This window comes from Melioribacter sp. Ez-97 (assembly GCF_051488665.1).
GTDB lineage: Bacteria > Bacteroidota > Ignavibacteria > Ignavibacteriales > Melioribacteraceae > Melioribacter.
In genome coordinates this window covers 152387-165899 of sequence record NZ_JBPSEG010000003.1, presented here as the reverse complement: position 1 = coordinate 165899, position 13513 = coordinate 152387, and the positions used below count along the sequence as shown (strand labels likewise).

The window sequence follows — 13513 nt, the reverse complement described above, 5'->3', positions numbered from 1 at the left end:
TTAATTTCCTTTCTCCAGTTCAATTACTTCTCTTTTATTGCTTTTCGACAAAAATGTTTCGATCGCCGCCAGTAATATCACTAAAATAATCAAATATTTCCACAGTTCGCTGCCGTATCTCAGTTGTGTGATTTCTTCGCGAGAGAACGAAAGGGCGCTTATCGGAATAAATCCGGCAGAGTTCTTTAATTCCCCTTCGGTATAATTTTCAAGTTCAGATTCCGCCGGGTCGGTATTGACGGCTGCGAATTTAATTAATTTCGAATCGGCATAAAATTTATACAAACCCGGCAGCCCGGTATCCGTAAACGATACGATGTTTCGGTTCGGACTTTCATTTCTGTTTAAATAAACCGCCGTGTTATCGGGTCTGATTATTTTCAAAACCGGCGAAGCAACGCCGGATAAATCGATTATTATTCTTTCTCCGGCTCTGTATTCTTTCTCAACATTTGCAGAAGCTGAATATCTGACGAGCTTGTTGATTAACGGGGCAAAAAGCGATTTGAAAGGAAAGTCGCTCCATTCCGCTACAGGCGCCGTATTAAATAAAAATATTTTGCCGGCTCCTTTTTTAATTTCCGCAAGGAACGGCGAGCCGTCGTCCATAGCAATAATTAAATCGCCTTCGTAAAATCCGTTTAATCTGCAGTACTTGTAAATTTCCGGCGAATCGATTTCCGGTCTTTCTTTGTTTTCGAACAAATCTTTTATAAGCGGGTTGTCGGTATTTATTTTGCCGGTATAATGAACCGAATTGGAAATGTTTTGAAATCGTACGCCCCGCATGCCGAGCGCTTCGCAAAAATCTTTATGGCTTTCCGTATTATCTGCAGACGAAGGGAAAAGTATCAGATTGCCTCCGTTGCGAACATATTCGGAGAATATTCCGTATCGAGATTTGTCCGGAGCTCCCACGGAAATTATAGCGTCGTATTTATTCAAATCAACTGCAGCGAAAGAGCCGTAAGAAGTTTCGTCTAAAAGTACAGTTTGTGTTTTGTCGTTAAGCGAAGTGGTCAGAGCGGCATTCAGAAAAAAAACGTCTTTTTTATTTTCGAACAACATTAGAACTTTTATTTTGCCCGGCGCATAAAAAGCGAGATGTCTTTCGTTGTCGTAAAGGATATCGTCGTCTTCAAGAACTACTTTTGCATCTATAATGCCTGTGTCGATTAATGCTGTTTCGAAACTGACTATTGTCCTTTCGCGAGAGGGGATTGAAAAATTTTGTTGAGCGGCTCTTCGCCCGTTTATATATAATGAAGCGATTCTGTTGACGGCTTGAGTGTTCGAATGATTTTTTATGGCGGCTATAAATGTAATTGATTTGTTTAATTCGAATATCTGATTGTCGGTATAAAAACTGTCGACCGATAGATTGTTTACGTTCTTTTCCTGAAGGGCAATGGCGTAAATTTTAATTTTTTCGTCCGCGTTAAATTGCTTCGGATCGACGGCGGATTTTTGAAAATCCGAGAAGACAAATATTTCTTTGTTTACCGCGGTTGTTTTGCTCAATTTGTTTGCGGCTTGAGTCAGAATCTCATTGAGTTTGACCGCCTCTGACGAAACACTCATCATGTCGATCTGTTTAAGAGCTTCGGAGAGCGGCGCAAAATTTATTTTATTTCCTTCCGAAGAAGCGGTTAACGCCGCAATGCGGTCTTCAGGCGCGAATGAAGAAGCTATTTCTTTGGAAACCTTTTTAGCGATATTGAATAAAGAGCCCTGCGGCGTTAATAAAGACATGCTGTAGGAATCGTCGAAAATGAAAACAGCCGCCGTTGTTCCCGAACCGGCAACCGTGCCTTTTATTGTCGGACGCGCAAACGCGAGTACAAGAAATATTATTATCAATACTCTGATTAACAGCAGTAACCACTGGCGAAATTTTATCCTTTTTATTTTACTTTTTTGAAGCTCCTTCAAAAATGCCAGCGTACTGAATTCGATTTTTTTCAACTTTTTCAAGTTGAGGAAATGGATTATTACCGGTATGCCGGCCGCCAAAAGACCGATCAATATAGCTGGGTTTAGAAAAGTCATTTGCGGTTCAATGCTTCCTTATAAATTGCAATCAATTTGTCCGAAAAAATTTCGATGTCAAAATGTTCCAGAGCTCTTCTACGGGCGTTTGCGCCGAGTCTTTCCCGTAAATTACCGTCTTCGATTAATCTTTTCAATTTGGCTGCCAGATCGTCAGCCGATTGTTTTTTGAAGAGCAGCGAAGTTGTTTCGTCTAGTGCGATATCGAGGACGCCGTCGGAAGCCGAACAAACGTTAGGCTTTGCCATACTGAACGCTTCGATTAGAGCAATACCAAAAGCCTCGGCGTGCGACGGAAAAACGAAAATATCGATAGCGGCAAGAATGTCCGGTATGTCTTTTCTGAAACCGGTAAAAATTATTTTGTCTCCGATACCGGATTGACGCGCGGTATCTTTTATTTTGTTTTCGTAATCGTCCTCGCCGCGGCTGGCTTTTCCTACAATAATGAATTTGAGATTGTCATATTCTTTGCACAGCATATTCGCTGCAGCAATAAATTCTTCGTGTCCTTTGCCCGGACTGAATCTCGCAGTCATGCCGATTAGCAGTTCGTCGTCTTTTATGTCGAATTCCGAACGCACTTTATTTTTCTCGTATTTCCCGGGATCGAAAAATTTTGTGTCGATTCCGTTGTGAAGCAATTTAATTTTATCCGGTCTTAAAGGCGTGGTATCGACCAGGTTTTTGGCTATTACGTTGCTGATTGCAAGGGCATAGTCGAGCCGCTTATAAATAAATCGATGAAGCAAATCTTTTTTTACAATATACGAGCCCATGTGCTTTGTCATTAAAAGAGGAGTGTTTAAACCCGTAAGTTTCAGAGCGGGAGTAATAAGCCATAAATCTTTGGATGTCGCGCAATGAATAATGTCGAAGTTTTCTTTCTTTAACAAAGAGATTGTTTTTTTAATTGCTGCCGGATTCAGATATCCTGCATTGTCTATTGTGATTGTATTAATACGATGTTCTTTCGCTTCTTTTGTAATCGGAGCGTCTTCAAGAGAAAAAAGAGCGGTGTTTAATCCTCGCTCGCGAAGTTTTAGAATAGTAGTCAGTGAATAAATTTCGAGTCCGCCCCAGCTTTTTGAAAAGCAAGTTTTTAGTATTCTCATCAATAAATCTTTTTGATTTTGGCTCCTTTGAAATAATGCAGCAGAATTTCGTCGAAGAGATATCCGATATTCGACATCGACGCGGCGCCTATTTGGCATAAACCTACTCCGTGACCCCATCCTGCGCCTTTGAGAACGAACTTAGCGGGTATATTATCTTTGATTTCTTCTTTCAGTACGGTAAATGCGGAACTGTAGAGATGAGTCGGAGAAAGCCATCTTCTTATTTCTAATTCTTTGCCTACGGTCAAACTTTTCTTTGTGCCTCTAATCTTTAATTTTATAATTCTCCCCGAGTAGCCTCGTTTGACGGGTTCGAGATCGATAATGTGTCCGAAGTCGATTCCGCTTTTTTCTTTTATTATCGATGAAAGCTCGTCCTGTGAATATTCTACTTTCCATCTGAAGAATTCCGTTTGTCTGTCGTAGTCGTTCAATACCTGTTGAAGAATTCTGGGGTCGGCAGTATTGCAGAATGCGTGAGGTGAAATGTCAATCCATTTCCGGGCGTTTTGCTCTTTCGTAAGGTCGTATTCGATACCGTCGATCTCGAATTTATAATCCGTAATTGATACAAGATATCTCACCCTGATCGGTTCCCATACGTTTTCGTACGACTCTGTAATACCGCCGCAGCATTTCGAATAACGCGTGTCGCAAACTTTGTCTTCGTACGTCAATACAATTCCCCTTGTGCTTTCGACGGCGTTATAAACGTTTTCGTTTATTATTCTCGTAATCCCCTGATATCTCTGGCAATGGTCGTCGGAACAAAAATCGTAATTTTTGTGATTGGTCGAATCGTACCATCTGATAATTTCGTCGTCTGTAATCAATTCGTTAACATGTTTTGCAGTCTCGTTTTTCTTTTCGAGTTGAGCAAGAATCCAGCTGCGCGATATTACTGCGTGCGCTTTGAGCAGTTCCGGAGAACTGTTGGCGTTCATTTCCGAGGCGATAACGCTCGACAGATATTCTTCGAGGTTAATGACGTTGACGGCTGTTATGTCGCCCTCTTCGATGAACAATCTTAGAGTTCCTCTGAAACGCTGTCTTTCTTTCTTCTGCCAGTGAAAGTTTTTACCTATAACGACGTCGTAAAGAACAAACGACTCGATATCGATATCGTTAGGAGTGAATATTATTTCTTCTGATTTGCCGGCTTTCTTATCGTCTTTATAAACCGCTATTTTTTCTTCTTCCAAAACGGCTTTATAATTTCCGCTGCATTTATCGGTTCCGAAATTGCTCTTGAATTCACCGTAGAGATCGAAGCGGATTTCTTTAGCGGTCAGTATACCTATATTTATTTCCGGCTCTGTCATATAAGAGATTCTTTAATTTCCATCCGGAAATATAGCAATGTTTTTTCAAATCCCGGTTTAATGTTTTTGCCCCGTCCGATTTTTTATAATTACGTTAAATATGTTTCGCGGCTTTCTCAAGGTAATGCGGAAGAAATGCGGGGACTAAATAAATAAGGGGAAAATAGGGAAATTTTTTAAAAAGGATTGAATTTCCCGTTTTCATTCATTACATTTGCAAAGAATTATAAAAGCAAGCCAAAAGCTGCCGTAATATTAAAGAACCTACCCGGTTCTGTGTACTTGAAAAAGTTTTTTTATAGAGATTTAAAATGAAAGAAAGATACAATAGTTTAAATCATCACGGCAGATATATTCGGTACGCAGAAGAAATCATTCCGTTGTGCATTATTGCTGCGATTAGAAACATACGCACGCTACGGCGTTAATGCCGTAATCTACTTTTTTAATAGAAATTTAACCTCTCTAATAAATAATTACCAGAAAGTTTGAGAGATATAAAGGAGAAACAGATGGGGAATAATCATTTATATAGCGCTGACGGGCGTTTGATAAAGAACGCATTATACGATCCGAAATTCGAAAGGGACAATTGCGGCGTCGGGTTTATAGCTAAACTTGACGGAATACCGACTCATAAGGTGGTCGAAGACGCCGTTCAAATTCTGGTTAATCTGGAACACCGCGGCGCTTTGGGAGGCGATAAATCGACCGGAGACGGCGCTGGTATTATGATTGACATCCCCGACCGTTTTTTCCGGGATGAAGCTCCTTCCGCTGGCATAAAATTGCCGGCTTACGAAGATTACGGCGTCGGTATGGTATTTCTTCCTACCGATACAGCATTGGCGGATAAATGCAAAAAGATTTTCGAAAAGTATGTGCTCGACGAAGGTTGCGATTTGCTCGGCTGGAGGGATGTTCCCGTCGATAGCGGCGCAATCGGTCAACTTGCAAAGTCGACCGAACCACGGATAGCTCAGATTTTTGTGCATCGCGGAAAAATAAGCAAGGACGCTTTCGAAAGGAAACTTTACGTAATAAGAAGACAGGTTGAAAAAGAAGTCGACGCTTTGCCGGAAGATACGTCGCAATTTTACGTAACGAGTCTCTCTTCGAGCAGAATTGTATATAAAGGGCTTTTGACTGCAAATCAACTGCCGCTCTTTTATCCCGATCTGTCAGACGGGAGATTTGAATCGAAATTCGGAGTTGTTCATCAGCGTTACAGCACAAATACTCAGCCGACATGGAATCTTGCCCAGCCTTTCCGATTCCTTGCTCACAACGGCGAAATAAATACATTGAGCGGCAATATCAACCGAATGAAAGCCAGGGAATTTACGCTCAGGTCCGAATTGTTCGGAGAAGATATTGAAAAGATTAAGCCGATTATAGTCGAAAGCGGAAGCGATTCGGCAATTTTCGACAATGTATTGGAACTGCTCGTAATGGGCGGACGTTCCATACCTCATGCAATGATGATGATGGTTCCCGAAGCCTACGGTCCCAAAATTCAGATGAGCGAAGACAAAAGAGCTTTTTACGATTTTCACTCGGCTATTATGGAACCGTGGGACGGTCCGGCAGCCATTGTTTTTACCGATTCGAGATTCCTGGGCGGCATACTCGACAGAAACGGATTACGACCGGCGCGTTATTCGATTACAAAAGACGGAATGGTTGTGCTTGCCTCGGAAAGCGGAGTGGTCGAATTTCCGCCTGAAAATATAATCAAAAGAAGCCGGCTCTCTCCCGGCAAAATGCTGCTGGCGGATTTCAAACAAAACAGAGTCGTCCCGGATAAAGAAATCAAAGCTAAAATTTCGCGACAGAAGCCTTACAGAAGATGGATTAAAGATAATATTATCACTTTGAGAGGATTGTTTACTCCCGCTACGGCTCCTGAAGTTGAAAACGAAGAACTCCTTCTTAGAAAACAGCATATTTTCGGTTATACCGAAGAAGAACTGAAATTAATAATTACGCCCATGGCTTCTCGCAGCCAGGAACCCGTCGGTTCAATGGGCAACGATACGCCTCTGGCAATTTTATCGAACAGACCCAACCTGTTGTTTTATTATTTCAAACAGAGATTTGCGCAGGTTACCAATCCCGCTATCGACCCGCTGAGAGAAGAACTCGTAATGTCGCTCGAAAGTTTTGTCGGAGGCGAAGGCAATCTCCTTGAAGAGAGTCCGGAAAATTTCAGAGGTTTTAAATTTTCGCATCCGATATTAACTCCCGACGATCTTAAAAAAATTGAACATGCAAATCATCCCAACATTAAAGTAAGCTATATCGACATCCTGTTCGATAAAAACGGAGGCGACAGGGCGCTCGAAAACGCTTTGAATAATATATTCGAAACTGCGGCAGAAAATATTAAAAACGGATCCACGGTTATAGTTCTTACAGATAAAAATGTGGATGAAAACAGAGTCCCGATTCCTTCGTTGCTGGCTGCTTCTGGGCTTCATCATTATCTGATCAGAAACGGTTTGAGAACCAGGACGAGCATTATTGTCGAATCGGGCGAAGTAAGAGAAGTGATGAATTTTGCGCTTTTGATAAGCTACGGCGTAGACGCTATTTGTCCGTATCTTGCATTGAACACAGTGAGATATCTTGCCGAGAATAATTTCCTTGAACAAAAACTGAAGCCGGAAGAAGCGATCGATTCTTACATCATTGCCGTAAAGAAAGGTTTGCTTAAAACCATGAGCCGTCTGGGCATATCGACGCTTCACAGCTATTTTGCCGCTCAGACATTCGAAGCAATCGGTTTGAGCAAGGAATTAGTTGAAAAATATTTTACGGGCACAATCAACCGCCTTGGAGGCATCGACCTTGACGATATTCAAAAAGAAGCGATTATAAGACACGGCGCGGGATTCCCCGAAAAAGGAAAGCCGGAAAATCTGCTCTCCGCCGGCGGCGAATATTCGATTCGTTTGAACGGCGAAAAACATTTCTGGAATCATGACTCGATATCCAAACTTCAATTGGCTACGAGAACCGACGACTATGAAGTCTTCAAAGAATTTACCAGGATTGTTAACGAAGGCGAGAACAGCCCCGTTGCAATCAGAAAAATGCTCCGTTTCAAAAAGAGGAATCCGGTTCCGATTGACGAAGTAGAGCCTGTCGAAAGCATTGTCAAAAGATTTGTCGTCTCGGCAATGTCGTTCGGCTCGATCAGCAAAGAAGCGCACGAAACAATCGCAATTGCGGTAAACAGAATAGGCGCAAGAAGTAATTCCGGCGAAGGCGGCGAGGATATGGCGCGGAATAAAGTCGACGCAAACGGCGATACAGCCCGTTCGAAAGTCAAGCAGGTGGCTTCGGGACGATTTGGCGTTACGCCCGAATATTTGCTGAGCGCCGAGGAATTACAGATTAAAATTGCCCAAGGCGCTAAACCCGGCGAGGGAGGGCAGTTGCCGGGTCATAAAGTTACGCCCGAAATTGCAAAAGTGCGTCATACGACCCCGGGCGTTACACTTATTTCGCCTCCGCCTCATCACGATATTTATTCGATAGAAGACCTGGCTCAATTAATTTATGATTTGAAATGCATTAATCCCGAGGCAAAAGTATCTGTCAAACTCGTTTCCGAGTCGGGCGTCGGCACGGTAGCCTCCGGCGTAGCAAAAGCGAAAGCCGATATAGTTCTGATTTCGGGATACGAAGGCGGCACGGGAGCTTCGCCTCTTACTTCGATCAAACATACGGGAATTCCGTGGGAAATCGGTTTGGCAGAAACTCATCAGACGCTTATTCACAATAAACTCAGGGATAAGATAAAAGTGCAGGTCGACGGTCAATTGAAAACCGGGCGCGACCTTGCAATTGCAACTTTATTGGGTGCAGAGGAATACGGATTCGCAACTTCGGTACTGATTACGATCGGCTGCGTTATGTTGAGAAAATGTCACCAGAATACCTGTTCGGTGGGAGTCGCTACTCAGGATCCGAGGCTAAGAGCGCGATTCTCCGGAAAGCCTGAATATATCGAGCGATTCTTTAGATTCCTTGCTCAGGATTTCAGAGAAGTAATGGCAGAACTCGGATTCAGAACAGTAGACGAAATGGTAGGCCATACCGAACTGCTGGAATTCAATCCGCCGCCTGATTTATGGAAAGCTCAAAAATTTGACCTGAGACCTCTTCTCGATTCTATGGTCGATACGGCAGGTAAATGCTGTATGGTAAACGCGCCCAACCAGGTGGAAGTTTACGACGAGGAATTCGTAGATAAATTGAAACCTGCAATTGATGAAAAGAAACCGGTTGAACTGGACCTGCCGATCAGAAACATTCACAGGACGGTCGGCGCAAGGCTGAGCGGCTATGTGGTCAAAAAACACGGCGCAAAAGGATTGCCGGAGGATACAATAAAAATTAATTTCAAAGGCTCAGCGGGTCAAAGCTTTGGAGCGTTTCTCTCGCCGGGTATTACATTCAAACTCGAAGGCGACGTAAACGACTACATGGGAAAAGGGATGGCAGGCGGCAGGATTGTCGTTGTTCCTCCCGCTAATGCGGGATTTGCGCCTCACGATAATGTGATTTGCGGGAACGTCGCGCTCTACGGAGCAACCGGCGGGGAAGTCTTTATTAACGGTAAAGCCGGCGAAAGATTTGCTATCCGAAACAGCGGCGCAACGGCGGTTGTCGAAGGCATCGGCGATCACGGCTGCGAATACATGACCGGCGGAACTGTCGTTTGTATCGGATCGACAGGCAAAAACTTTGCAGCCGGCATGAGCGGCGGTATCGCTTTCGTTTACGACGAAACTCAACTCTTCGACACTAAATGTAATCTCGATATGGTCGATCTGGAAAGCGTGTGGGACAAAAACGACAAACTTTTCCTTAGATCAATGATTGAAAAACATTATTATTTTACAAACAGTCCAAGGGCTAAAATGATACTCGAAAGATGGGAATCGAGCCTTCCGCTTTTTGTAAAAGTAATTCCGATCGAGTACCGAAAAGTGCTCGAAAGAATGAAATTAAGCGAACATGCGGATGTAGAAACGGTAGCGGCTACCGAGGAGGTATACGATGGCTAAAGCGACCGGATTTCTGGAATATAACAGAGAAAATCCTCAGAAATTGCCGACTGAGGAGAGAATAAAAAATTTCAAAGAATTCGAAATTCTGCTGCCGGACGATAAAATTACCAAACAGGCGGCGCGTTGCATGGATTGCGGAATCCCTTATTGTCACTCTTACGGATGCCCGGTGAACAATCGTATTCCCGATTGGAACGATATGGTTTATAAAGGTCACTGGCAAAAAGCGTTGGAGCTGCTCCATTCGACGATTAATTTCCCGGAGTTTACCGGACGCGTATGTCCTGCGCCGTGCGAAAAAGCATGTACGCTGTCGATTAATATCGAACCGGTAACGATAAAACATATTGAACTCGAAATTGTCGAAAAAGGCTGGAAAGAAGGTTGGATAAAACCCCAGACTCCCGCTTATAAAACCGGTAAGAAAGTCGCCGTAATCGGATCCGGTCCGGCGGGTCTTACCGCCGCACAGCAATTGATAAGAGCAGGACATAATGTAGTCGTGTTCGAAAAGAGCGATAGAATAGGCGGCTTGCTGAGATACGGTATTCCCGACTTTAAACTTGAAAAATGGGTTATCGACAGACGTATTGAACAGATGAAAGCCGAAGGCGTAGTTTTCGAAACCGAGGTAAATGTGGGTATCGACATTTCGGCAAATTATCTTAAAAGGACGTTCGACGCCATAATAATTGCGGCGGGATCTACCGTGCCCCGCGATTTGAATATTCCGGGAAGGGACTTAAACGGAATCCATTTTGCAATGGAATATTTGACGCTGCAAAATAAAATTAACGCCGGAGATAATATTCCGGAAGAAAAACGAATTACTGCAAAAGACAAAAACGTTGTGGTTATCGGAGGCGGCGATACCGGTTCCGACTGCGTGGGAACGGCTCGTCGTCAGGGCGCAAAATCGATTACACAGGTCGAAATTCTTCCTCAACCGCCTAAAGAAAGAACGCCGTATAATGCCTGGCCGACCTGGCCGAGAATTCTTTATACTTCAACGTCTCATGAAGAAGGCTGCGAACGGCTCTGGTCGCTTTCCGCAAAAGAATTTATCGGGAAAGAAGGCAAAGTTAATAAAATCAAATTCAGCAAATTAAAATGGACCGAACCGGATAAATACGGCAGATCTTCATTCGAAGAAATTCCGGGCGAAATTCTCGAACTCGACGCCGACCTCGTTTTGCTTGCAATGGGTTTTCTCCATGTGGAGCACGGGAAGCTGGTTAAAGACCTGAATCTGAAAACCGACGAACGCGGTAATTTAATTGTGGATAAAAATTTAATGACGAGCGAAAATAAATTCTTCGCTGCCGGAGATTCCGTTTCGGGAGCTTCGCTCGTCGTCAGAGCGTTCAATCAGGGCAGAAGAGTGGCTCAAGCCGTTAATGATTATCTGAAATAAATTATGGGACTGCCTCGACTGAGGCAGTCTTTTTTTATTGTCTGTCGATTACTTCGATTTCGTATACCAGCGTGGAGTTGGGAGGAATAACGAATCTTTTGCCGTTAACAATGCTCCTGCCGTAATAACCGTATATTCCGTACGCCAATGACGAGGGTAATATTATAATTCTCTTTTCGCCTTTTTTCATCAACGGTATGTATTTGTTTAGTCCCGGATTGATATTAGTTTTGCCGGGTGCGAAATAAAAATCTTCCGCATAGTCAGAAATTCCCGGTAATCCGAGAGAATCGGAATAAAATTTCTGTTCGTTTAAAAGATGAAAACCGGAATATCTTACTTTTATTTTCTCAACCTCGCCGATATCATCATCGGCGCCCTCGTTAATTATTAAATGTCTTGAACCGTCGTCGTAAGTTTCTAGTCCGGGAAACAGTTTGTTTATTTTTTCTTCTTCGAGTTTCTTTTTTAATTTTTCTTCTTCCAGAACTCGTTTACGAGCCTGCTCGAGCAAACCAAGAAATGAATCGGTCGTTGGTCTGAATTTATTTGCACCATCTCCTATTCTGATAATCTGAACGCGTTTGATAGTATCTCCTTCCGTAATTTTAAAGACAACGTCCATTCCTTCTTCAACTTCGCCGAACAAAGTATAATTTCCGTCAAGATACGATCTGTCTGCCAGAGTTATATAAAACTGGCTGCCGTTTGTGTGAGGTCCGGCATTCGCCATGCCAACCATACCGGCTTTATTGTGATGCAAATCGGGGCTTATTTCATTCGGGAATTCATATCCGGGTCCTTCGGCTCCTGTGACGGGTTTCCCCGCCTGTATAACGTGTCCGGGAACAACGCGATGCCAGATTGAGCCGTTGTAGTAAGGAACTCCTTCGGGCAGTTCGGAATTTTTAATTGTGCCTTCTGCAAGTCCGACGAAATTGGCTACCGTCAACGGCGCGCGTTTGTAGTCGAGGTTTATTAAAATTCTCCCTTTGTTTGTATTTAATTCGGCGTAAAGTCCCTCGGGCAGGAACGCGTCGCTGCGAGAAATAAGTGAATCCATATTTGCTATTTGATAAGCAGCTAAAGCGATTAGAAGCGACGAATGTTTTTGCGCCGACGGGATTACTTCATTATAAGTGTCAAATATCGAATGCCATGTCCGTCTGTATACATGAGGTCCGCGTAAAATAAGCCATGGCGCCGGAACGCCGTTCATTATGAACGAGTGGCTGTCTGTGCCTCCTCTGCCTGCTCGTCTGAATCTGGGAATTGTATCGAGCGAAAACGGGTATTCGAGTTTTAATTCTTTTATAGGATTCAAAACGCCTTCAACCTGCTTTATAATCGATTCGGGCAATCCCAAAGCTACAAGAGGATTTGTGCCGCCGTCGTTATTAAACATTATGGAGATTTTATCTAGTATCGATTTATTTTTTTCGATCCACGATTTGGAACCGACAAGACCTCTTTCCTCGGCGGCGTATAATTGTATCATGATTGAACGTTTCGGTTTGGCTCCTGCCGCGCTCAATAATCTGACGGCTTCCATCATGCGAGCTGCGCCCGATCCGTTGTCGATGGCTCCGGTAGCTCCGTCGAACGAATCGAGATGCGCTCCGAGTATAACGTATTCACCGGGCTTTTCAGCGCCTTTCAAAACGCCTATCACGTTGTGGTATTTTACGGGTCCCGGAAAAAAATGATTTCTTATGTCGAACTGCAGTTTAACGGGTTTATTCTCTTGGATAAGATTTAATATTTCATCGTACTCTTCTGCCAGTAATTTTATGTCGGGTAATACGGGCAGATTATCCCATGAATTTACGCAGCGCGATTCGAGGAGTCTCAAGGGGAAAGGAGATTTCTGTATTGTGCCCAGCGCTCCTGCATTTATCAATTTTGTTGTAATAATCGAAATTGAATCTCTGTCGCGCGCCCAGCCGTTATTTTCTCCTTCTATCAAAACCCACTTGCCGTTTGCAGTGTCTTTCAAATTATCGCTGTGAATTATTAGCGAGTCGGGCAGATAAATTGCGTCGCCTTCCTGAACTCCTTTCGTAGAGGCTGTATAGGAAGGCGTTCCGAATGTAAGTTTTTTTTCGTAAGGCTCAATCATTTTTCCGAACCAGGGGCCTCTGTCGAATCCCACCGGCATTTCTCCCACTTCGTCCAGATAAGCGTCGAGTCCCCATTCTTTGAATTTGCTCAAAGCCCACTTCGCTGCGTTTGTATATGCATTAGAGCCCGTTAATCTTCCTCCGAAGACATTGCAAAGATAATGTTGGTGTTCCATTACCCGGTTGTCCTCTGTGCTCAGTTTGTAGATTTTATTAAATACGGAATCGGTCTGGGAAAAAGAATCGAATGACGTTAGAATGATTAAATAAAATAAAACGGCAGAGCGAACTATTCTTTTCATAATTGTATTCCCGGATATTTTGACTAATTGCAATATAATTATTTCCGGTTTTGTTATGAAAATTAATTGAGGAATGTTTATTTTCAGGAAGGGCATAAATAAACAGC

At 43.3% G+C, this 13513-nt stretch carries 6 protein-coding genes; 2 read left to right on the top strand and 4 right to left on the bottom strand.

Annotated features, from left to right (window positions below; translation table 11 throughout):
• Genes ACSSWA_RS05345 through ACSSWA_RS05335 form a run of 3 tightly spaced genes read right to left on the bottom strand, consistent with a single transcriptional unit; the run spans position 1 to position 4489 of the window.
• Positions 1 to 2049, bottom strand: a complete 2049-nt coding sequence (locus tag ACSSWA_RS05345) for a BatA domain-containing protein (RefSeq protein ID WP_437355527.1) — start codon at positions 2047 to 2049, stop codon at positions 1 to 3.
• A complete protein-coding gene (locus ACSSWA_RS05340; protein ID WP_437355526.1) occupies positions 2046 to 3164 on the bottom strand; it encodes a glycosyltransferase family 4 protein in 1119 nt (372 codons plus the stop codon). Before ACSSWA_RS05340 ends, ACSSWA_RS05345 begins: the two co-directional genes overlap by 4 nt.
• Positions 3164 to 4489: a SpoIID/LytB domain-containing protein gene (locus ACSSWA_RS05335; protein WP_437355525.1), complete on the bottom strand. Its 1326-nt coding sequence runs from the start codon at positions 4487 to 4489 to the stop codon at positions 3164 to 3166. The genes ACSSWA_RS05340 and ACSSWA_RS05335 overlap by 1 nt, the downstream gene beginning before the upstream one ends.
• A 512-nt stretch (positions 4490 to 5001) precedes the next feature.
• On the opposite strand from ACSSWA_RS05335, the gene gltB reads away from it, so the two are divergent.
• Together gltB and ACSSWA_RS05325 are read left to right on the top strand one after the other, a co-directional pair.
• Complete coding sequence (gltB, locus tag ACSSWA_RS05330; RefSeq protein WP_437355524.1) at positions 5002 to 9567, top strand: glutamate synthase large subunit; 4566 nt, start codon at positions 5002 to 5004, stop codon at positions 9565 to 9567.
• Entirely contained in the window at positions 9560 to 10984 is a 1425-nt protein-coding gene (locus ACSSWA_RS05325; protein ID WP_437355523.1) for a glutamate synthase subunit beta, read from the top strand. Before gltB ends, ACSSWA_RS05325 begins: the two co-directional genes overlap by 8 nt.
• 34 nt (positions 10985 to 11018) lie before the next feature.
• Here the strand turns inward: ACSSWA_RS05325 and ACSSWA_RS05320 are convergent, their stop codons facing one another.
• Positions 11019 to 13406, bottom strand: coding sequence for a peptidylprolyl isomerase (locus ACSSWA_RS05320; protein ID WP_437355522.1), 2388 nt, complete (start codon positions 13404 to 13406; stop codon positions 11019 to 11021).
• Positions 13407 to 13513 lie beyond the last annotated feature (107 nt).